At 70.9% G+C, this 22,176-nt stretch carries 16 protein-coding genes; 6 read left to right on the top strand and 10 right to left on the bottom strand.

All coding sequences use genetic code 11. The annotated features are described in order from the left end of the window. Positions 1-27: 27 nt before the first annotated feature. Positions 28-2,157, bottom strand: coding sequence for a PhoX family protein (locus NIE79_RS19305; protein ID WP_238679884.1), 2,130 nt, complete (start codon positions 2,155-2,157; stop codon positions 28-30). A 227-nt stretch (positions 2,158-2,384) separates the two neighbouring features. Here NIE79_RS19305 and NIE79_RS19300 point away from each other — a divergent pair, with 227 nt between their 5' ends. After that, a complete protein-coding gene (locus tag NIE79_RS19300; protein ID WP_051708644.1) occupies positions 2,385-2,900 on the top strand; it encodes a sigma-70 family RNA polymerase sigma factor in 516 nt (171 codons plus the stop codon). Continuing rightward, positions 2,897-3,601, top strand: coding sequence for an anti-sigma factor family protein (locus NIE79_RS19295; RefSeq protein ID WP_238679883.1), 705 nt, complete (start codon positions 2,897-2,899; stop codon positions 3,599-3,601). Before NIE79_RS19300 ends, NIE79_RS19295 begins: the two co-directional genes overlap by 4 nt. A gap of 89 nt (positions 3,602-3,690) precedes the next feature. Here NIE79_RS19295 and rarD read toward each other — a convergent pair whose 3' ends face one another. From rarD to eccE, 4 genes are all read right to left on the bottom strand, one after another. Then, the gene (rarD, locus tag NIE79_RS19290; protein ID WP_238679882.1) at positions 3,691-4,617 is read right to left on the bottom strand and encodes an EamA family transporter RarD; all 927 of its coding nucleotides are present in this window, start codon (positions 4,615-4,617) and stop codon (positions 3,691-3,693) included. Further along, positions 4,614-5,111: a GNAT family N-acetyltransferase gene (locus tag NIE79_RS19285; RefSeq protein ID WP_238679881.1), complete on the bottom strand. Its 498-nt coding sequence runs from the start codon at positions 5,109-5,111 to the stop codon at positions 4,614-4,616. The genes rarD and NIE79_RS19285 overlap by 4 nt, the downstream gene beginning before the upstream one ends. 127 nt (positions 5,112-5,238) lie before the next feature. Next, on the bottom strand, positions 5,239-5,625 hold the full coding sequence (locus tag NIE79_RS19280) for a phage holin family protein (protein WP_238679880.1): 387 nt from the start codon (positions 5,623-5,625) through the stop codon (positions 5,239-5,241). Between the two features lie 62 nt (positions 5,626-5,687). Beyond that, the gene (gene eccE, locus NIE79_RS19275; protein ID WP_238679879.1) at positions 5,688-7,640 is read right to left on the bottom strand and encodes a type VII secretion protein EccE; all 1,953 of its coding nucleotides are present in this window, start codon (positions 7,638-7,640) and stop codon (positions 5,688-5,690) included. A 289-nt stretch (positions 7,641-7,929) separates the two neighbouring features. On the opposite strand from eccE, the gene NIE79_RS19270 reads away from it, so the two are divergent. Both NIE79_RS19270 and NIE79_RS19265 read left to right on the top strand, forming a co-directional pair. Continuing rightward, complete coding sequence (locus NIE79_RS19270) at positions 7,930-8,250, top strand: WXG100 family type VII secretion target (RefSeq protein ID WP_238679878.1); 321 nt, start codon at positions 7,930-7,932, stop codon at positions 8,248-8,250. Between the two features lie 21 nt (positions 8,251-8,271). Next, positions 8,272-8,565: a WXG100 family type VII secretion target gene (locus NIE79_RS19265; protein ID WP_238679877.1), complete on the top strand. Its 294-nt coding sequence runs from the start codon at positions 8,272-8,274 to the stop codon at positions 8,563-8,565. A gap of 127 nt (positions 8,566-8,692) precedes the next feature. Here NIE79_RS19265 and mycP read toward each other — a convergent pair whose 3' ends face one another. Next, positions 8,693-9,916 carry a type VII secretion-associated serine protease mycosin gene (mycP, locus tag NIE79_RS19260; protein WP_238679876.1) on the bottom strand — a complete coding sequence of 408 codons (1,224 nt, stop codon included), beginning with the start codon at positions 9,914-9,916 and terminating at the stop codon, positions 8,693-8,695. A 152-nt stretch (positions 9,917-10,068) separates the two neighbouring features. On the opposite strand from mycP, the gene NIE79_RS19255 reads away from it, so the two are divergent. Together NIE79_RS19255 and NIE79_RS19250 are read left to right on the top strand one after the other, a co-directional pair. Next, entirely contained in the window at positions 10,069-12,846 is a 2,778-nt protein-coding gene (locus NIE79_RS19255; protein ID WP_238679875.1) for an SseB family protein, read from the top strand. Continuing rightward, positions 12,843-13,208, top strand: a complete 366-nt coding sequence (locus NIE79_RS19250; RefSeq protein WP_238679874.1) for a UCP033725 family protein — start codon at positions 12,843-12,845, stop codon at positions 13,206-13,208. The genes NIE79_RS19255 and NIE79_RS19250 overlap by 4 nt, the downstream gene beginning before the upstream one ends. Positions 13,209-13,212: 4 nt before the next feature. On the opposite strand, the gene NIE79_RS19245 is transcribed toward NIE79_RS19250, so the two are convergent. From NIE79_RS19245 to acs, 4 genes are all read right to left on the bottom strand, one after another. After that, positions 13,213-14,145 carry an alpha/beta fold hydrolase gene (locus tag NIE79_RS19245; RefSeq protein WP_238679873.1) on the bottom strand — a complete coding sequence of 311 codons (933 nt, stop codon included), beginning with the start codon at positions 14,143-14,145 and terminating at the stop codon, positions 13,213-13,215. A gap of 168 nt (positions 14,146-14,313) precedes the next feature. Continuing rightward, positions 14,314-16,767: an immune inhibitor A domain-containing protein gene (locus NIE79_RS19240; RefSeq protein WP_238679929.1), complete on the bottom strand. Its 2,454-nt coding sequence runs from the start codon at positions 16,765-16,767 to the stop codon at positions 14,314-14,316. A 333-nt stretch (positions 16,768-17,100) separates the two neighbouring features. Continuing rightward, positions 17,101-19,896 carry an immune inhibitor A domain-containing protein gene (locus NIE79_RS19235; protein ID WP_238679872.1) on the bottom strand — a complete coding sequence of 932 codons (2,796 nt, stop codon included), beginning with the start codon at positions 19,894-19,896 and terminating at the stop codon, positions 17,101-17,103. Between the two features lie 267 nt (positions 19,897-20,163). Next, positions 20,164-22,128, bottom strand: coding sequence for an acetate--CoA ligase (gene acs / locus NIE79_RS19230; protein ID WP_238679871.1), 1,965 nt, complete (start codon positions 22,126-22,128; stop codon positions 20,164-20,166). Positions 22,129-22,176: the final 48 nt, after the last annotated feature.

Below are 22,176 nucleotides of genomic sequence, written 5' to 3'. Positions count from 1 at the left end.
AGCGGCCGCTCGGCCGTGGGTACGACGTCAGCTGCCCACCGGGCCGCCGTCGAGGCGCCAGGTGACCACCACGCCCGGCTTGGCGTAGTCACCGTCCGGCCAGTTCGAGGCCGGGTTCTCCACCGAGGCCCCGGTGATCTCACCCGGGTGCTGCACGGCGACGAAGACCGAGCGGTTGTCGCCGGTGATGAACGGGCCGCAGGTCTCCGCTCCGAGCGGCACTGTCAGGAACTGCTTGAGGTGACCCCGCTCCGGGCCCTCCACGGCGGTGGCGAACAGGCCGTCGTTGCTGCCCAGCGCGTTGCCGTCGGTGGAGATCCAGAGGTTGCCGGTGGCGTCGAAGGCGACGTTGTCCGGGCAGGAGATCGGGGAGACCTTGGTCTTGTCGTACCCGGCGAAGAAGGTCGACGGGTCGGTTGGGTCGCCGCAGACGATCGGCAGCGACCAGGCGAAGGTCTCCGAGGTGTTGTCGTTGCGGTCCTCGACCAGCTCCAGGATCTGCCCGTGCTTGTTGGCGTTGCGCGGGTTGGCCTCGTCCGCCTTCGGGTTGCTGCCGACGCCCCGGTTGGTGTTGTTGGTCAGCGCCACGTACACCTTGCCGGTGAGCAGGCTCGGCTCGACGTCCTCGGGGCGGTCCATCTTGGTCGCGCCGACCTTGTCACCGGCGAGCCGGGTGAAGGTGAGCACGTCCGCGGCGGTCATCCCGTCGACGAACGACCGGTTGCCGCTGACCAGCTTGATCCAGCGACCCCGACCGTTGAACGCGCCGTCGGTGGGGAGCTTGCCCGAGCCGTCGATCTCGGCGGCGCTGGTCTGGTCGAGCTTCGCCACGTAGAGCGTGCCGGTTTCCAGCAGCGTCAGGTTGTGCTTGCGGGCAGCCCAGGAGTTGCCCTTCATGAACTTCTTGTCCGAGACGAACTTGTAGAGGTAGTCGAACCGCTCGTCGTCGCCCATGTACGCGACCACGTGGCCGTCCTTCGCGACGATCACGTTGGCGCCCTCGTGCTTGAACCGGCCCATCGCTGTGTGCTTGCGCGGGCGGCTCTCCGGGTCGAACGGGTCGATCTCGACGACCCAGCCGAACCGGTGTGCCTCGTTGGGGTGCTTCGCCAGGTCGAAGCGCTCGTCCGCGCGCTCCCACTTGCGGCTGCCGCTGGGGTAACGGCTGGCGGTGCTGATGCCGTAGCGGTCCAGCTTCGGCTTCAGCTCGGCCGGGGCGGCGTCGGCGCCCACGAAGTACTGGTTGAAGTTCTCCTCGCCGGAGAGCACTGTGCCCCACGGGGTCACGCCACCGGCGCAGTTGTTCAGCGTGCCGACGACGGTGCGGCCCCTGGGGTCGGCGGCGGTCTTCAGCCAGGCCGAGCCTGCGGCCGGGCCGGTCAGGTCGAACTTGGTGCTCAGGGCGGTGACCCGCCGGTTGTACGGCCGCGGGCCCTTGCCGACCGGCTGCCACTGCCCGGTGCCCGCTACCCGCTCAAGCTCCACCACTGACATACCGTGTGCGGCCATGGCGGTGCGCAGCTGCTCCACGGAGAGCCCGTCCAGGCCGGGAAAGCCCGGGAACATCAGGTCCTCGTTCGTGTACTCGTGGTTGACCACGAGCAGCGCTCGCTTGCCCTGCTTGTCCAGGGGCAGCACGCCCACGAAGTCGTTGTTGTAACCGAACTGCTTGGACTGCGCTGCGGCGGTCTGGTGGTGAAGGTTGAAATCCGGCGCGCCCGGCAGCACCGGGTCACCCCACTTGATCACCACGGCGTGGTCGTAGCCGTTCGGCACGACAAGGGTGTCCAGCTTGTTCGGTGGGATCGGCTTGAAGGTCAGCGCGCCGCTGCCGACCCCGGTGCCCGGACGACCGAACCCGAAGTTCTCCGGCACGTCCGGGGCGGCGGTCGGGGCCGCCATGGCCGGGGCCGCCCCGGCGAGCGCTCCGGCTGCCGCGCCGCCGAAACCGAGCACCAGCGCGCCGACCGCGCCGGCCCGGACCACGCCACGCCGCGACACCTCGGCGTTCACCACGTCACCGAAGTACGCGTTGTCGGAGGTGTTCGGGACCGGGTGGTCACACGCGTTTCCGCACCGGTACAGACAGGTCATGGCATCACGGGTGCCATGGCGGGTGCCGTTCAACAGGGGGAGCAGCCGGGGACGGTCGCTCATGGGGGAAGCCTCCAGAGAAGTCGGTGACGCGACAGGCGGCGTACCAGCCGGACGCTAGGAGGACGTGGTGAGCGCACGTCAGCCGCGATGTGAACCGGGCATGAACACCTTCGTCGGCGGCAACCACCACGCGACCGGTCTGACCTCGGGCTGAACCGATCGGCGTGACAGCACGTATTCCCGAGCGAACGCACCGCCGGACGCGCGCCGGAAGCGAGGAGACCGCCATCAGCGACCACGACGCCCAACTGCTGCGCGCGCTGCACGACGAGCACGCGGAGGCGCTGTACGCCCATGCCCTGCGGCTGGTCAACGGGGACCGGCAGCGGGCCGAGGACCTGGTGCAGGAGACGCTGCTGCGGGCCTGGCGACATCCGGAGTCACTCGACCCGAGGCGGGGATCGGTGCGGTCCTGGCTGTTCACCACCGCCCGCAACCTGGCCATCGACGCCTGGCGGCGGCGATCCACCCGGGTCGGCGAGGTGTTCACCGACGATCTGCCCGAACCGCCCGAGGTGATCGACGAGGCCGAACGGGCGGTGGAGGCGTGGACCGTCGCCGAGGCGCTGAACAGGCTCAGCCCGACCCACCGGGAAGTGCTGGTCGAGTGCTTCTACCAGGGGCGGTCGGTGGCCGAGGCGGCGTCCCGCCTAGGCGTACCGCCAGGGACCGTGAAATCCCGCACCCACTACGCGCTGCGGTCTCTACGGTTGGTCCTGGCCGAGATGGGGGTGACGGGATGACCCGGTGCGAGTTCGCGTACGACGACGGCGCGTACGTGCTGGGCGCCCTGGCCCCCGCCGAACGGGCGGCCTACGAGCGGCACCTCGGCGGCTGCGCCTCGTGTCGGGAGGCGGTCGCCGAGATCGCCGTCCTGCCCGGGTTGCTCGGGCGCCTCGACCCGGCGGGGTTGGAGCAGATCCTGCCGCCGCCGGCCCCGCCCCGGGTGCCCGCGCTGCTCGACGAGGCCCGCCAGCGCCGTCGTCGGGAACGCGCCGCGGACCGGCGACGGTACGCACTGACCACACTGGCCGCGGCCGGGCTGGCGCTGGTGGTCGGTGTGGGCACCGCAGTGGCGCTGCCTCGACCGGTCGACCCGTCCGTGCCGCAGGGCAAGCCGGCCCCGCAGGTGTCGATGGTGGCCATGCGACCGGTGGCCGCCGGGCCGGTGCACGCCGACCTCGGGCTCACCGGCACCAAGTGGGGCACCGAGGTGACAATGCGGTGCGGGTACGACGCGCGGACGAGCTACGGCAAGGCGTACCCGTTCCGGTTGGTGGCGCGTGGTCCGAATGGCGCCACCGAGCAGATCGGCTCCTGGTTGGCGGCTCCCGGCGACGACCTCAGCTTCACCGGCGCGACGAGGTTCACCGACGCCGAGCTGGTCAGCGTGGAGCTACAAAAAGCCGACGGAACACCCCTCCTGACCTACGCCGTCCCCTAACCCCTTCGTCCTCCGCGATCTTGCACTTTCTGCCCTCCCATAGGGGACATCGAGGGCATATCGACGACCGAAACCGCAAGATCGCGGGGTCAAGGGGTGGGAACGGGGGTGGGGACGGGGGTCGGTTGGCGGGACTGGCGGGTGCGGCGGGAGGTTCGGACGGCGTCGATGGTGAAGACGATCAGGGCCAGCCAGACCAACGCGAAGCCGGCCAGCCGGGCCGGCGGCATCGGCTCGTGGAAGATCAGCACCCCGCAACCGAGCTGAAGGATCGGCGCCAGATACTGGACCATGCCGAGGCTGCTCAGGGGCAGGCGGTTGGCCGCCCCGGCGAACAACAGCAGCGGGATCGCCGTGGCCGCGCCGGCCAGCACCAGCAGCGCGGTGTGCCCGGCCGAGACGTGCCCGAAGGTCAGGTCGGCCTTCGCCGTCAGCCAGGCCAGGTAGCCCAGCGCCGGCAACGCCAGCACGGCCGACTCGACGAAGAGCCCCTCGGCCGCCGGCAGCCCGAGCCGCTTCTTGACCAGGCCGTAGCCGGCGAAGCTGAACGCCAGGGTCAACGCCAGCCAGGGCAGCCGGCCGTAGTCCACTGTCAGCACCGCTACCGCCGACGCGCCGATCCCCAGCGCCACCCACTGCGCCGGGCGTAGCCGCTCCCGCAGCACCGTCACCCCGAGCAGCACCACTACCAGCGGGTTGATGAAGTAGCCGAGCGCGGTCTCCACCACCCGGTCGGAGTTGACCCCGTAGATGTAGGTGCCCCAGTTGACAGCGATCAGCGCGGCGGCGACGACGATCCCCGCCACCGCCCACGGGCGGCGCAGCAGCGCCCGCAGGAAGCCGACGTTGCGCAGCGCCCCCAGCAGCAGGGCCACGAAGACCACCGACCAGACGATCCGGTGGGCCAGGATCTCCAGCGGGCCGGCGGGCCGCAGCAGCTTCAGGTAGAGCGGAAAGAAACCCCAGAGCAGGTACGCGCCGAGGCCGTAGAGGTATCCCAGACGGAGTGGCGTCACGCCTCAACCGTAAGGGGCGTAGCGCTGCTTTGTTCCTTTCCGGTGATCGGGGTCACCGGGGGCCGTCGGTCGAGCTGCATCCAGCGTTGCGGCACGTCCAGCGGGGTGAAGCCCACCCGCTCGTACACCTGGTGCGCGTCGCTGGTGCAGAGCAGGATCCGGCGTACGCCCAGCTCGGCCAGGTGGTCGCGGACCGCGCCGGCCAGCCACCCGCCCAGCCCGCGACCCCGGGCGGCCCGGTCGACGTACACGTCGCAGAGCCAGGCGAAGGTGACGCGGTCCGTGACGACCCGGGCCACCGCCACCTGGCGGCCGTCCTCCGGCCGGTAGATGCCGAACGGCAGCGAGCCGGCGAACGACCGCTCGGTGGTCTCCCGGTCTCGTCCGAGAGCCCAGTACGCGTCGGTGGACAACCAGTGGTGCACCAGGTCCAGATCGATCCGCGCCGGATCGGTGCTGAGCAGGTGCCCGTCGGGGTAGGTCAGCGAGAACATGCCGCGACGCTAACCGTCGAGAAGGGCACTCCGGCCGGCCAATTCCCGAACTCTGGTCATCGGCCCGCCGGAGCCCCAACCGAGGTCGGAGCCCCGGCGAACCGGGTCGGTGCTGGCTGGTCGCCGGTCAGTCCCGGTCGAGGACGGCGCCGAGGATCCAGGTCACGATGCTCACGAAGAGGGCGCCGAGCACGGCCGCCGGCCAGAAACCGTCCACCGAGAACGGCAGCCCGGCCTGGTCCGCGATCCAACTGGTGAACAGGAAGAGCAGCCCGTTCACCACCAGGGCGATGAGACCCAGGGTCAGCAGGTAGAAGCCACAGCCGACGGTCTTGATGATCGGCTGGAGAACGGCGTTGACCACACCGAAGATCACCGCCACCAGGAGCAGCGTGGTCACCGTCTCGGTGGCCGAGTTCGAGTCCAGGGAGATGCCTGGAATGAGGAGCGTGGCCAGCCAGAAAGCCAGAGCTGTGCTGGCCAGCCGAATCAGCAGACCTTTCAGAAAACCCATGGCGGGGATCGTGCCACGGACACCGCACCGGCGTAACCCGGCAGCCGGCCGCCCCGGTGGATTCAGCCGCGCGTCGGTGGCCCGATCAGTTGCGCCTCGATCGGAGTGGGGGAGAGCAGCGCCCAGCGCAGCGCCCGACGGTTGACCACGGCCACCATGTCCTCCCGGATCCGGGTCAGCCACTCGGCCGAGCCGCCCAGCCCCAGCGCGGCGCCGGCCAGGGTGGCCTCGGTCGGGGTCAGCGGCTGGAGCAACGCCAGGTCGGCGCGGCTCAACGCGTCCACATCGGCCGGGGTCAGCTCGTCGCGTACCACCAGGGTGGCCCGCCACGGCGGGCCCGGCGCGGCCTCGGCCGCCACGGCGTCGACGATCAGGAGCAACGGACGCAGCGCGGTGCCCACCCCGTCGGCGACCGCCCGACCGGGCGGGAGCAACGGGATCGTGCCGCCCGGCGCGCCAACCCCTCGGATGAACGGCTCCCAGGCGCGTGGCCGGGCGGTCTGCACCACCACCAGGGCACCGAGTGCCAGGGCGCGCAGGGCCACCAGCTGGGCTGCCCGCACCCCGCCGACCAGCAGCACGCGGGTGCTCTCCGGCCGGAACAGTCGCACGGTGACGGCTCGGCCGTGCCGGTTGGTGCCGACCATCAATCCCGCGTCGCCCACTGACAGCTCCCAGTCGTCCACGGTTGGGCCCTGTCGCGCCCCGGGCGCCGGTGGGCGGGGCTGCGCCCCGGGTGCCGTCAGCGCCAACGGCAGCGTGGCGGCCAGCCCGCTCAGGTGGGCGCCGTCGAGCCGTCGCAGCTTTCCCCCCAGGTCGGTCACCAGTCGGACCAGTGCCTCGGTGGCCGCCGCCAACTCGGTCGCCGTCGCGGCGGCCAGGCGTACGGTCAGCTCGGTCGGCACTCCGCCGGCAGCCGGTGGACCCGACGGCATTGACGTCGGCGACGGGCCTGAGCAGATCGACACCGTCGTGGCCGTCGCCGGCAGCGCGAGCAGGCGGGGCACCAGCCGGCGTCCAGCCACAGCGCCCCCGTCGGGCCATTGGACCAGTCGGAAGGTGGCCTGGACCAGGGTGCCGGACCGGATCGCCGGCCAGGACTCCCGGACCGGTTCGCCGTCGTGGTGGGCCAGCTCGCCCAGGACGCGCAGCGCCGCCGGCACCCCGAGCGGCCGCGCGGCCAACGGCCCGAGCCGGCGGACGATCCGGCGGACCGTGCCAGCGAGAACCCGGCGCAGGTCCTCCTCGGACCAACCGTTCACCCGCAGCACCCGGACCGCCACCACCGCCCGTTCGCGCCCGGCGAGCCGTCCGTCGGTGAGCTGCCGGTACGACGTGCCGACAGTGCCGCCGGCGCTCGGCACCGGCGCCGGTGCGCCGGCGAGCAGCAGTTGGACCAGCAGCGGGGGCTGGTCCGGGCCGGTCGGGGGGAGCAACGCGGCCGGGGCGGGGATCGCCTGGGACACGTCGCCCAGCAGGTCGCCGGGGTCGCCCAGCTCCAGGAGCGCGACCATGCCGGTGGTGTCCTCCAGGACGGCTGCCGGCCCGCCGGTCAACTCGGTCGAGCGGACCACGGTGCCCGGGGCGACCAGGTCGAGCAGTTCGGCCGCGTCGGCCGGCCCGGTCAACGCCCGCCGGCGGGTGAGGTGCCCGATGGCGGTGCCCAGCCACTCGAAGAGCCACCGCCCCCGTACCGGCACCCAGGCGGCGGCCACCAGCAGCACGGCCACCAGTACGGCCGCCGCGACGACCGGTGCGGGTCGGCCGAGGGTGACGAGGACGAGCGCCGCCGCGACCTGTGCGGTGACCAGTTGGCCGGCTCGCGTTCCGGCGCCCACCCGACGGCCGAGCGCGACCCACCGGGCCACGGGCGACCGGCGGCGGGGGGTGCGCTGACCCACCGACAGAGGGCCACTGTCGGTGGGTCGGCCCGGCCCGCCCACCCGTGGGGAGGCACCTGCCTCGGACTCGACCGGGGTCGGCGGGTGCGGCCCTCCGGTGGTGATCGCCGGCACCGTGCCTCCTCGACCAGTGGGGACCGGGTCGGGCGGCCGGCCGCCCTCCGGCGGCCCGTCACGCGCCGCGACGTGGCTGCGGCACATCGTAAGCGACCGATGGCCGCCTCGGTTGTCCACAGGGGAAGCCGGTGGGGTAGCAGAACCGCTACGAGGTCGCTACCGTCAGCCACGAAGTCCTTCGCTGACCCGTGTCTCAGTGCTCGACGACCGGGCCAAGCGACGACGCGTCGGCCACTGTGGGCGCGTCGACGGCCAGGTGCGATCCGAGAGACGAGGTGACGTCCGGATGTCCCAAACCAAGGCAGAAGCAGCGGTGATGCAGCAGACCGCCGCGAAGTTCGAGCAGGTGGACCAGTCGTTGCAGTCCATGCTGACCGGCCTGCTGGCCGAGCTGGAGGTTTTGCAGCAGGCCTGGCGTGGCGCTGGTGGCCGGTCGTTCGAGCAGGTCAAGCAGCAGTGGTCTCAGGACCAGACGGCGCTGCACCGCGCGCTACGCGAGACGGCCGGTGCGATCCGCACCGCAGGTCGGCACTACCACGCGTCCGACGACGAGGTGGCCAGCCGGGTGGCCGGCACCAACCGCGGCGGCATCCAACTGCCGCTCTGATCCCGCTGGGGAGGGAATCCGATGGACCATGGTGTGCTGGTCGTCAACTTCGCCGCGCTGCAGCAGGCCGGCGCTGACATTCAGAAGGCGTTGAACACCCTCGACGCGCAACTCGGCCAACTCGAACGCGACGCCGCCCCGCTGGTGGAGACCTGGACGGGCGAGGCGCGGCAGGCCTACGAGCAGCGGCAGGCGAAGTGGCGCTCGGCCTCGCAGGACCTCCAGGGGATGCTGCGTGACATCAGGTTGGCGGTGAACGACTCCGCCACCGACTACCTGGACACCGAAAAGAAGAACACCGGGCTGTTCCAGTGAGCGATGTGGGCCGGGAGCGCTGACCGTGTCCGGGTCAGCGCCCCGCCCGCAGCCGGTCGGCGACCAGGGCGGCGCACGGGCGGGCTCAGGCCGTGTGTGGCCGGGCTCAGACCGTGGGTGGGCGGGCTCAGGCCGGGCCGGCCGGGCGCCAGCGTCGACGGGCGCCCCGGGGCACCACCAGGGCGAGCAGCGCCACGGTGACCGCCGTGATGCCGGCCACCGCGCCGACCAGCAGGGCCCGGTCCCGTGCGGCGGCCCGGCGGGCCTGGCGGGCGAGCTGCGCCGGGTCGGTCCGATCGTCGGCGAGCGCGGCGACCGGCAGTGCGCCGGCAGCCCGGCCGCCGCTGGTCTCGGTGACCGCCCGGTAGGGGTTCAACACGCCGGCGCCGTACCCGCCGCCCCGGCCCGCGCCCGGAGCTGGATCGGCGGTGGCGATGATCCGCTCCGCCACCTGGGCGGCGGTCAGCTCCGGCCGGTATTCGCGCAGCAACGCGGCGGTGGCGGCCACGAAGGGCGCCGCGTAACTGGTGCCTTCGACCCGATGGTGGCCGGCACCGGGTGCGGCGGTCAGCACCTCACTGCCCGGCGCCACCAGGTCGACGTACGGGCCGGTCTGCGAGAACGTCGCCCGCCCGCCGTCCGCCCCGATCGCGCCCACGCCGAGCACCCCGTCGTAGCCGGCGGGGAACGGTCGGGGGTCCCCGCTGTCGTGCAGGTTGCCGGCGGCGGCCACCAGCACCACGTCCCGGTCGACCGCGTACCGCACTGCCGAACGGACCTCCGGGTCGTCCGCGTACAGCACCACGGACAGGTTCACCACGTCGGCGTCATGGTCGACGGCCCACCGGATGGCCTGGGCGAACTCGTCGGCGCTGACCGTACGCCCCGACTCCCGCCCCTGCACCACCTGCTGCTCACTCACCCGTACCGGCAGGATTCGGGCACCCGGGGCCAGACCGCGGAAGGCGACGTCGGGGCGGGGTGCCGCGGCGATGATGCTCGCCACACCGGTGCCGTGCCCGGCGCAGTCCCGACCACCGTCCCCGCCCGGGTCGAGCAGGTCGGCGCCGGCCAGCACCCGGCCAGCCAACTGCGGGTGCACCCGGTCCACCCCGGAGTCGACCACCGCGACGGTCACCCCGGCGCCGGTGGCCAGCGGCGCGAGCCGCGCCGGGTCGTACCGTTGCTGTGGCCAGGGTCTGGCCGCTACCGGCCGGACGGGGGCGAGCGGGGTCGCGCAGGCCGGTGCCGCCCGGAGCCCGGCGGTGGCGGCGACGGTCGGAAGGGCCGGTACGGTCAACAGGCTGGCTGCCAGACCTGCGAGGACCGGGCGCGTGATCGATCGGGACATCGACACCCTCCGTATCGTGTCGGCTCCGGAACGGGATGTTATCCCCTCCTCCGAGCCCTGGCAGGCCCCCGCCGGCCAGCCATTGTGATCTTGGTACCACCTTGTAGGTTGTACGCGATACCTGTGGCCTGTTCTCGGAAGGGGAGGTGGCCGTGACCGCATGGGAGCCGGCCACGGAGGCCGAGGTGGCGATGCGCGACGCGCTGCGCGCCAACGACCAGGAGCTCTATTTCCGGCTCCTGTCCCGCACCGATGTGCTGCTGCCGGTCTCCGCGCCGACGCAGCCCGGCCAGCCACCCGCCGGATGGGGCACCTGGACCACCGGCGGCCGGACCCACGTCCTGGCCTTCACCTCCGCCGCCGCCCTGCGGGCCTGCCTCGGCGATCACGCCGGCAGCAACCGACGCATCCCCTTCGCCGACCTCGCGGCCAGCTGGCCCAACCACGAGTGGTGGCTCGCCGTCAATCCGGGTCTGCCGGTCGAGGGTTACCTGCCGGCCTGGTTCGTATCGCAGCTGTCCCGAGGCGACGTGCGACTGCCCGGCCGTGCCATGGGTGCCCGCGCTCGACTGGAGCGGGCGGAGACGTTGGCCCGCACCCGGCCCGGCGCGCCACCGCAGGACGCCGCGCCAGCCGCTGGATCGCCTCCGGCAACGGGGGCGGCTTCGTCCGGGCCCGCGGCTGTTCCGCTCGCGCCGCGTAGGCCCGCGCGGAGCGCGGCTCCTCGGGTGGGTGCCCCGCCGGTGCCGGGTCCGACGCCGCGACCACCCGTCCCCGCCGAGCCGCCGCGCCGACCCGGCGAGGATGACCTGCCCGCGGCCGGTCAGCGGCACCCCAGCGAACCGCCCCGGCCCGCGCCGGGCAACGGAGCCCTGCCCGGCAACGGAGCCCTGCCCCGCACCGGGCGGCCGTCCCGGTTCACCCCGTTGGCGACCGCCGGCCCCACCACCGATCAGCCCGGGCCGAGCGTGGGCTGGCCGGCAGCGACCCGGCCGGGCGACGTCGACGGCCCGGCCCCGAACAACGGCAACGGTGGCCCCCAGGGCGCGCCTCGGCGCTCCTTCTTCGACCCGAGCCCGGCCCGCGACCCGGCCCCGAGCGGGGGACGCCCCGGTGACCGGGCGGCCCCGCCGACCCGGTTCGGGCGAGGCAGCCAGCCCTTTCCTCGCCGCCGCCCAGCCGAGGCGCCGGTCGACGAGACCGCGACGCGGGCTTTTCCGATGGCGGCGGACCCGGCAGCCACCCAGCCGATACGACGGCCGGAGGGAAGCGGCCTCGGCGCGTCCCGAGGGATGGGCGCACCACCATCCGGCGAGGAGATCACCCAGCCGTTGCCGCCGCGCCGGCACAACCCGCTGGCCGAGGAGCCCACCCGCGCGTTCCGGCTGACCGGTGAGCCTCCCCTGGCCGGTGCGCCTGGACGGCCGTCGGCGGAGGAGACGCAGGCGATTCCCCAGGACCGGCTGGGCCGGTTCGAGCCGGCGGAGGACCTGCCGGCGTCCGTCGCGGAACCGGTCTCCGGGCCGCCCGCGCCGCGCCGCGGCTTCACGCCCATCGTCATCGAGGGCACCATCATCGAGTCCCGCGACCTCACCGACCCGGTCGAGAGCAGCGCGCCGGTCGAAACTCCCCGGCGGCCCAGCTCCGCCGAGTCCGCCCCTCCGCCGTTCGGCTCGACGCCCTCCGACCCGGGCCTGTTCGGTCCGTCGTCCTTCAGTCCCAACCCATCCGGGCCCGCGTCGTTCAGCCCCGTTCAGCCCGCTGCGAGTCCGTCCGTCCCGCACCCGGTAACTCCGGCAGAGGCCGGCGCCGGCCTGGGCGACCCGGTTGTCGACAGCACCGACAGTGCTGGTTCGTCGGCCGGCCCGGCCGGCCCGGCCGGTACGGCCCCGCTCGGCGGCGAGAGCACGATCGCGGGCGAGGTTCCGCACCCACCGGCCAACGAGCCTGCGCCGGTCGAGTTCGAGCCGGCCAACACGGTCGAGGAGGACCTGCTCAACGCCGCAGGCTCCGGCAGCACCGACACGTTCCTGTCCACCCTGCTGCTGGCCCGGGTGTTACTGCCGGCGGCACCGGACTCGGTGCGCGGAAGCCGCCCCGGGGATCCCGGTTTCATCTGGCGTACCGGGCAGCTGGACGGCGAGACGTACGTGGTGGTCTACACGTCGCCGGAGCGCCTCGCCGACCATGTCGAGGGGGACGTCGACACGGTCCGGGTGAAGTTCGCCCAACTGATCCGGCGCTGGCCCGACGAGGACTGGTCCTTCGCCGTCAACCCGGGCACGCCCGTCGGCGCCAAGTTGCCCGGCGAGCAGATCGTCGCGTTGGCCAACTGGGCCGCCGAGGTGGGGCTCGGGGACGACCTGGAAGTGGACCAGGTGGAAGCGCCGGCCGTGGCCGAACCAGCCGCCCGCCCCCGGTACGCCCCCGCTGCCGTCGACCCGACCCGGCCGACGGTCATGCAGAAGGCGATAGCGCCCAGCCAACTCGCCTACTACCTGGATCGTGGGTACGACCGGGTGTCCGGGTTCGTGCACCGCGCCGGTGAGCTGTCCCACCTGACCACGCCGACCCAGCTGCACGAGGCGCTGGGCCTCAGCTACCCCGGCTCGCCCTTCGCCCCGGACGCCGAGGAGATCTACGTGCTGCGCTGGCCGGCCCACCGGCCGAGCCTCTACCGCATCCCCTACGGCGGTCAGAACGAGCCGGCGATGCGAGCCATGGAGGGCTGGGTCATCGAACGCCCGCCGTTCCGGGGCAACGGCTTCGCCCCGGGCGAGAGCAGCGACGTGGTCGCCGAGTTCAAGGTGGACAGCGCACGGCTGCCGCACGGCGCCCAACTCTGGCGCATCGGCGCGGACGGCAGCGAGCGGGTGGTCGCGGAACTGGACACCGACTCGGTCACCTGGCGACGGGTCGGGGAGGCGTGATGCGCGACGGCTACGTGGCCCGCTGGCAGGGCCGGGAATACCAGGCCAGCCCGGACGGCGACGACATCCGCCTCTACCAGCCCGAGCCGGGCGAGGGCTTCGACGAGGTCCGCGCGGGCCGCTACGTCCGGGTGCTGCCGGCGAGCGAGATCGAGGATCTGGCGTACGTGCGGACCACCTGCACCTGGCAGGGGCAGCCGTTCATCGTGCTCGGCAAGCACGACGCCTGGCTGCGGGTGGAGTACACCGGTGGTCGCTGGCCGGTCGCCGAGGCGATGCGGTTGGAGGTCTTCGACTTCGGTGTCTACCAGGGTTGGGCGCCGGCCGCCGAGGTCACCGACCTGCGGGAGCAGCGGGTCTGACCGGTCAGGTCTTCGCCCACCGCAGGATTTCGCCGAGCACCAGCTCCGGTGCCTCCAGGTGCGGGAAGTGCCCCACCCCGTCCAGTAGTCGCCACTCGTACGGGGCGACGACGTACCGGCCGGAACCCAGCGCGGTGCGGGGCAGGGAGGCGGTGTCCAGGGCACCGTGCAGTTGCAGCGTCGGGGTGGACAGCGGCTTCTGCATCAGGCGGACGAACCGGTAGCCGTGCAGCCGCAGCAGCGAGCGGAACGCCCAGCGGTAACCCTCCAGCGCGCAGAACGCGGCCTGCGGGATGCACATCGCCTCGCGGCACCGCTCGGCGTACGCCTCGAAGTCCGGCCCGGCCACCCACTGTGGGCCGCCCCAGCGGCGCATGATCTCGCCGACGGCCGCCGCGCCGTCGCGGGTCAGCACGTGCTCGTAGCGGGGGAGCTGGAACTTCAGCGCCGGAGTGGAGGCGGTGAACTGCCCGCGCGGGTCGGCGAAGATGGCAGCGCGCAGTCGCAGCGGGTGCGGTGCCCCGAGCACGACGAGGCGGCGGACCAGGGACGGGTGGAACGAGGCGACCGTCCAGGCCACCATGCCACCGAGGCCGCTGCCGACGATCGTCGTGGATCGTTCGCCGAGCGCGCGGATCAGCCCGGCGACGTCGGCGGCGAGGGTGTAGCCGTCGTACCCCCGGGGTGGTTTGTCGCTGGCGCCGTAGCCGCGCAGGTCGACGGCGACCGCCCGGAAGCCGGCGTCGGCGATCGCCGGCAGCATCTGGTGCCAGGCCCACCAGTGCTCCGGGAAGCCGTGCAGGAAGAGCACCATCGGCCCGGTGCCGGCCTCGACCACGTGGAACCGGCTGCCGTTGGCGCCGACGAAACGGTGCGTCCATGGCCCCTCGGTGAGGACACAGGACTCGTCGACGGCCCCGCCGCGCTGGTCGGTCATGGCAGACAGCCTAGGACCCGGTTGCCGCAGGCGACCCTGGTGGTCGCGTTGAACAGGGGAAAGCCCCGGGTTGTCCCGGACCGGGACCGGGGACACCCGGGTGCGACAAAGGGCGACGCCCGGGCAGATGACCTGCCCGGGCGTCGCTGGTTGGTGCGGGATCAGTGGTCAGCTGACCCGGATCTTCATCGAGGTGCCGTCCTGCTCCAGAACCTTGATCTTGACACCGGCTGCGGGGAGCTTGACGCCGTGGTTCGGCAGCTCCTCGTAGAAGTACTTCTTGGTGTCGTCGAACAGCGGCTCAGCGGCCTGGCCACGGATGTACTGCGGCTGGCTGTTGAGGTGCAGGGTGAACGAGTCCGCCTTGTTCAGGCTGAACGGTGCGTCGTACACCTGGACGCGGGCCCGCCACGGAGCGCCGGTCAGGTTGTAGATCGGGCGCGGGTGCGCGTCGATGTACAGGTTGCGGCCCTCACCCGGGTGACCACCCGGGTTGGACGCCGACGCCGGGGCGGTGTTGTTGTCCGACCAGCGGGTGTTCCAGTACGAGATGAGCAGGCCCTCCTGGTACGCGTAGTGGTCCACCCAGTCCGGGCGGGTGTTCGCGTAGCCGAAGAAGTACGGGCCGGTCTTCAGGTACTTGTCGTACGAGACGTACGACCGGTTGCCGGCGATGTAGAAGTTGTCGAACAGCCGGGTGTAGGTCGCCCCGACCACCTGGAACTTCTCCAACGCCCAGCCGGCGTCGGTCTCGGCGCCGTCGCTGAACACGGTCTGACCGTCGGCGGTCACGGTGATCGCGTCACCGAAGAAGCCGCCGTCGGAGACCCCACCGTCGGTGACGTAGTGCAGGCGAACCTGCGCCACCTTCCCGGCGACCGAGGTCAGCGGGATGTTGATGTCCGCCCAGGCGCCCTTGCTGGTGCCGGAGAGGGCCGGACGCCCCGCGCCGTCGACGCCGATCGGCGTGCCGTTTGCCGTGCCGTCCAGGTCGGTCCAGGTCTTGCCGCCGTCAGTGGACGCCTCGAAGTAGAGGTAGTCGTAACCGGCTTCGATGCTGTACTTGCCCTTGAGCGACAGCGCCGCCGCGGACTTGCCGGTGAGGTCGAACGTCCTCGTCATCTTGCTGTCGAGGTTGTCCTCGTTACCGGAGAAGTACTGCTTGGCACCCTCGAACGGCGCACCGTAGTTGAAGGTGTACTCCCGCTGCGGAAGCACGACCACTGCGGCCTGCGCCTTGTCCGAGTTGTACTCCTGCGGACCGAGCTCCAGGGAGCGCTTCTGCCCGGCCACGATCACCTCGTAGTCGAGCCAACCGAGCTGGAGCTTGTTCCACGCGCCGAGGTCGCCGCCGCGGTCGCCGATGCCGGCGTCGTTCTTGGCGCCGAGCCGGCTCTGGGCCATCAGGGTCCAGTGCTCGTTGTTGTTGTCCGCCGGGCCGTAGTCGTCCGGCAGGCCCAGGTCGTGGCCGTACTCGTGGTAGAAGACGCTGCGACCGCCGTTTTCCGGCTGGATCGTGTAGTCGCGGATCCAGACGCCGGTGTTGCCGATCTGGGTGCCGCCGATCGGGAAGTTCGGCGGGCCGACGGGCGAGCTGTTGAAGGCCGACCAGCGGTGGCTCCAGATCGCGTCCTCACCCTGCTGCGGGTCACCGTCGGCCTGGTCACCGCCGGAGTGGACGATCTGGAAGTGGTCGATGTAGCCGTCCGACTCGTTGAAGTCGCCGTCACCGTCGAAGTCGAACCGGTCCCACTGGTCGAAGGACTTCATCTCGGTGGCGATCTGGGCGTCCGTCCGACCCTTGGCCTTCTGGTCGGCGACCCACTGGTTGGCGGCGTCGGCGATCAGGTTCCAGGTGTTCGGGCAGACGTTGTCGGCGCAGACGGCCCGGTCATCGCGCGGGTCCGCAGGCTGGCCGGGCTCCGGGTCCGGGATCGGGTCGTCGGAGCGGCCGTAACGGGCCTCGTTGTACCGGACCTTGACCCAGTCGGTTACCTCACCGTCGACGGTGTAGCGACCGGAGGACTGGGCCTCGTAGTACTGCTTGAGCGACTCGTCGCCCGGGTTGGTGCCGAAGTAGATCTGGCGGAAGTGCTCCGGGCTGAAGTCCGGCTGCCAGATGGTGGAGTTGTCCACGGCCCGGTTGGGCTCGGGGATCTTGTTGTGCAGCGGACCCTGGAACGTCGTCGGTCCGGCGATGTCCGGGTTCATGTCCTTGTCCGGGTAGGACGGGTGCCGCTCGTCCCCGAACTCGGCCAGGATCACGAAGATCTTGTCGGTCCGCTCGCGCTTGAGCTCGACGTACTGGTCCTTGGTCTGCTTCGCGCCAGCGGTGCTGCGGGCGTTGGCGCCCGCTCCGGCCGCCTTGCCGACCTCGCCGACCTTGACGACAGTGCTTCCGTTGCGCTCGATCGGCTTGCTCCGACCGCTCAGCACGTCGCTGAGCCCCTGCTCACGCAGTGCGCGGCGCTTCTCCTCGAGCTTGTCGGGGAGTTCATCCTTCAGCGCCTGTGGTTCGGCAGCGGCCGGTGCTGCGGCCGGCAGTTTGGGCTGAGGCGCCGCCGAGGCGGACGGGCCGAAAGCCAGGCCTGTCGCCGTCAGTGAGAGCCCGAGCAGACCCACTGCGACTTTGCGCACGTGGTACCTCCGGTGTGAGGGAACCGGCCCAACGGGGGTACGGGCCGGTGGGAGATCGATCCCACTAGTGGGACCATTGGTGAACATAGTTACTGGCGGGACAGGTGGGAAGACGAACGCGTCGATTTGTTGCAAGATTTTGTTGGGAATGCTTTTCACCGTCACACCCCGCCGGTTCATCAGCCACGCTGACCAGCCCGGACCCGGACGCGAACGTATACAACGACATTTTTCGATCAATCTGATCGCACTTACGACAGTGGGGCCGGCAGCGTCTCCGCCACCGGCCCCACCATCAGTTCTCGATCCCTGAAACCGTTACTTCTTCGCCGGCGTCACGTAGATCATGGCCGACGAGTTGTCCCCGGCAGCCTTCTTGATCGTCAGCGAGACGCCGTAGTTCACGCCCTGGTCGCCGGGGTTTCCGGTGCCCAGCACGATCGCGCCACCGCCCAGGGTCACGCCGTAGAACTCCGGCGCCGGGCTACCGTCCGGGTGGGTGACCCGGGTGGTGTACGGCGCGTTGTCACGCGACGGCAGGACCACCGACGCGTCGTTGTCCCGAGCGTAGGCAGCACCATCGCGCATCTCGATGCCCGGGTACCAGCCCTTGGCGTCGGTGAACGCCTTCACCGGCGCCTGCCCCTTGAACTTCGTGCAGTAGGCGCTGTACGGCTCGTCCGCTGCCTCCAGGCACTCCGTGAACGGGTACGTCCGGTTCAACGTGAAGGCCGCGTTCGAGGACTGCGGGCGGCTCGGCAGGTTGTCCGTCACCGACGGGTCCTTCACTGCCGCCTCGCCAGTGCGACGGAGCGGGTCGAAGTGCGAGTCGACGATGAGCAGCCCGCCCTTCGCGCCGTAGCTGGGCAGCGCGGTCATCTGCCCGGTGACGTGGTTGACGTCGCCGAGCGCGGTGTCCCGGTACCAGACCAGCATGCCCGGGGCGTTGTAGGAGATCCGGTCGACCTTCCACGCCTCGTGCGAGTAGATGGTGTCGTAGGCGTACTTCAGGCCCTTGTCGAAGCCGTCGAAGTTGCGCCACTCCGCCAGGTAGAACTGGGCGTGCACCTCGGTGCCGCTGGAGACCTTCCAGCCTCCACCGGTGGTGTCGACGAAGGTGCCGCCGGTGGCCGTCCAGCCGTTGGCGCCGCCCTCGACGTCGTCACTCCACGTGGTGGCGCCGCCGCCGGTGACCGAGAAGTCGTCGACGAACCAGTTGCGCTCCTCGAACGCCTCGTCGGTGGCCTGACGCAACCGCAGCTGCACCGTCGTCCCGGCGTACGCCGACAGGTCGACGTAGTCGTGCCGCCAGCCGTCGGTGCTGCCGGTCAGGCCGTACTTCTTGCCGCCGAAGTCGTTCATGCGGCCGTTCGGGTCCGGGTAGCCGTCCGGCGTGGTGACCACCGTGCCGCCCTCGTCGTACACCTTCTGCTCGGTCCAGGTCGTACCGCCGTCGGTGGAGAGCTCGACGAAGCCGTAGTCCCAGTCCTCCTCGATGATGTAGTTGTTCCACATCCAGAACTTCGAGTCGGCGGCCGCCGGCACGTCGACCGAGCGGCTCAGCTTGACGTCGGCCCACTCCTGGTCGTTGTTGCTGTGCCACATCTTGGTGCCGCTGTGCGGGGTGGCCAGCGTCGTCACCTTGTCCGGCAGGTCGACCTTGATGCCGTCCTCGGAGTCGATCGGGGTGCGTGACGTCTGGCCGAGCTTCACCTCGCGCGGGTTCGACCCGGGGCGGATGGTCAGCGGGTCAGCCCAACCGAGCACCCACTTGTCCCAGATGCCCATGTGCGTCGGCAGCGCCTGGAAGATCTCACCCGAGTGCGAGCCCGAGGCCATCAGGTCCCAGAAGTCCACATCGGAGTCGGCGTTGCCGGACGTGTCGTAGAGGTCCGGCAGGCCCAGGTCGTGGCCGAACTCGTGCGCGAACACGCCGACCCCGGCGTCCTCCGGCTGCACGATGTAGTTCGACGCCTTCAGGTTGGTGCCCGGGATGGTGTAGCCACCGGCGACCGTGGAGGAGTGCGCCCACACGGCGTACACGCCCTCGGCGCCGCCGCCGCGGGACTTGCCCTGGCCGGCGTGCACCAGCACGAGGTGGTCGATCACGCCGTCCGGCTCGAAGACGTTGCCGTCACCGTCGCGGTCGGCCTGGTCCTCGATGTCGTAGTCGGCCCACGGGAAGGTCGGGTCCTTCGCGACGAGCGCGTCGATCGCGTCGGTAGCGAGGCGACCCGCGCCGGCCGGGTTGTCCGGGTGGCCGTTCATCGACTGCTCACGGCCGGGAACCCACGCGCCGGTCTCGTCCTGGAAGCAGCGGTTGGCCGCGTACCAGCCCTCCGAGTGCGGCACTGTGATCCACGGGCTGGACTGCCCGTCCACCGTGTACGCGTTCTTGGACATCTCCAGGTACATGTTGTGCATGGTGCGACCGGACAGGTCGATGCCCTTCTTGCCGTCCGGGCCCTTCAGGTCCGTGCGGACCCGCTCGGTGATGCCCTTCTTGCTGTAGAGCATCTTGTTGTAGTGCTGCGGCGAGAAGTTCGGCACCCACATCGAGTTGTTGTCCTCGTGGGGCAGCCGCGCCGGGTCGGGGATCTTGTTGTGCTTCGGGCCGTTCTGGACCGTGCCGGGGACGCAGGTGCGGTCCTCGAACACGGTCTTGGGGACCATCACGCCGGTGAAGTCGTCGTTGGCCTTGTCGTTGAACTCCACCAGCAGCGTCAGCAGCTTCGCCGTCTGGGTGGTCGGCGCCTTCTTGAACTTGCGGGGGTTCTGGCCGGTCTTCAGCGACTTGGCCTCGTCCTTGGCCAGCTGCCGAGCGGTCACCGGGTTGCCCCGGGCGTGCTTCTGGTCGAACGCGCGCGCGGACTCCGCGGCAGGGGTGTAGATGCCACCCTTGCCCTTCACCTCACGGCCGGTGGTGTCCGGCTGCACCTCGGGCTCGGCGTAGTTGATGTAGTGCTCGTCGGCCCCGATCACCGCCAGAGGGGTGCCGGACGGCGACTGGGCCGCCGCGCTGCCACTCACGGTCAGTGACGTGGCCGCGAGGGCGATGGCGGGCAGCGCGACGAGTAGTCGTCGCCGCGCCCTGGACTGCGGTTTGTGGTTCATGCCGCTCCGTTTCTCGGGCATGGGGAGGAGGACGTTGGCGTGGCCGACCATCGATGTGATGTGTGTCGAACTCTTCCAACCTGCGTGAACCTAAAGCACAACCGGCCGAAAGGACAGAGGTGATCTACGCCTGTGCCCGTTCAGCTTCTCCTGACTCCCCCGACCGACCGATGTGACAGTGGCGTTGCGGCGCGCACCAAAGCCGTAAGACATGACGGAGGGTGGCGGTCCGCACGGACCGCCACCCTCCAATGGGTACGCCTACCGTCAGTCCTCGTCGGACTTCGTACCGCTCATCCCCGAGGAGATCAGGTCCATCACCGAGGAGTCCTGCAACGTGGTCACGTCGCCCAGCGACCGGTTCTCCGCCACGTCCCGCAGCAACCGGCGCATGATCTTGCCGGAGCGGGTCTTCGGCAGCTCCGGCACCAGCATGATCTGCCGCGGCTTGGCGATCGGGCCGAGCGTCTTCGACACGTGGTTGCGCAGGTCGGCGATGAGCTGCTCGCCCGCCTCACCCGCGATGTCAGTGCTGCCCCGCGGAATGGCGAACGCGACGATCGCCTGACCGGTGGTCGGGTCGGTCGCGCCGACCACCGCGGCCTCGGCCACCGACGGGTGCGACACCAACGCCGACTCCACCTCGGTCGTCGAGATGTTGTGCCCGGACACCAGCATCACGTCGTCCACCCGGCCGAGCAGCCAGATGTGCCCGTCGTCGTCCTTCTTCGCACCGTCGCCGGCGAAGTACATGCCCTGGAAACGCGACCAGTACGTGTCGATGAACCGGTCGTCGTCACCCCAGATGGTGCGCAGCATCGACGGCCACGGCTCGCGCAGCACCAGGTAGCCGCCACCGCCGTTCGGCACCGACTGGCCCTGGTCGTCCACCACGTCGGCCACGATGCCCGGCAGCGGCGTCATCGCCGAACCCGGCTTGGCAGCGGTCACGCCAGGCAACGGCGAGATCATGATGGCGCCCGTCTCGGTCTGCCACCAGGTGTCCACCACCGGCAGCTCGCCCCGGCCGATGTGCTTCCGGTACCACATCCAGGCTTCCGGGTTGATCGGCTCACCGACGCTGCCGAGCAGGCGCAGCGAGGACAGGTCGAAGCCGGCCGGAATGTCGTCGCCCCACTTCATCATCGTCCGGATCAGGGTGGGAGCGGTGTACAGGATGCTCACCCCGTACCTGTCGATGATCTCCCAGAACCGGCCCTTGTTCGGCGTGTCGGGGGTGCCCTCGTACATCACCTGGGTGGCGCCGTTGGAGAGCGGGCCGTACACGATGTAGGAGTGCCCGGTGACCCAGCCGATGTCGGCAGTGCACCAGTAGACGTCCGTCTCCGGCTTCAGGTCGAACACCGCGTGCGTCGTGTACGACGCCTGGGTGAGGTAACCGCCGGTGGTGTGCAGGATGCCCTTCGGGCGGGCCGTGGTGCCACTGGTGTACAGGATGAACAGCGGGTGCTCGGCGTCGAACGGCTGCGCGGTGTGCTCGGCCGACGCGGTCTCCACCGTCTCGTGCCACCAGTGGTCCTTCTCCGTCCACGCCACGTCCTCGCCGGTGCGGCGGACCACGAGCACGTGCTCCACCGACGGGGAGTTCGCCACCGCCTCGTCCACAGTGGGCTTCAACGCCGAGGGCTTGCCTCGCCGGTAACCACCATCCGCGGTGATCACCACCTTGGCGCTGGCGTCCTGGATCCGGTTGCTCAACGAGTCCGCGGAGAAGCCACCGAAGACCACACTATGCGCGGCGCCGATCCGGGCGCACGCCAACATGGCCACCGCCGCCTCCGGGATCATCGGCAGGTAGATCGCCACCCGGTCGCCGGCGGTCACCCCCAGGTCGGTGAGCGCGTTCGCCGCCCGGCAGGTCAGCTCGTGCAGGTCCGCGTACGTGATGGTGCGGGTGTCACCCGGCTCGCCCTCCCAGTGGATCGCCACCTTGTCGCCCCGGCCCGCCTCGACGTGCCGGTCCAGGCAGTTGTACGCGACGTTGAGCTGCCCACCCACGAACCACTTCGCGAACGGCGGGTTCGACCAGTCGAGCACCTCATCCCACTTCTTCGACCAGGCCAGCCGGTCGGCCTGCTTCGCCCAGAAGGCCAGCCGGTCGGCCTCAGCCTCGGCGTACGCGTCGACTGTGACGTTGGCGTGCGCGGCGAGTTCGGCCGGCGGGGGGAACTGGCGCGTCTCGTTCAGCAGATTGGCCAATGCCTCGCTCATGCCGTGACTCCTCATCCTCGGGGTGACCTGGGTCTCGATGGCACGAGG

Origin of the sequence: Micromonospora trifolii, assembly GCF_022229005.1 — a bacterium.
GTDB lineage: Bacteria > Actinomycetota > Actinomycetes > Mycobacteriales > Micromonosporaceae > Micromonospora > Micromonospora trifolii.
Note: the sequence above shows the minus strand (reverse complement) of the source record. Positions and strands in the feature narration are given on the sequence as shown.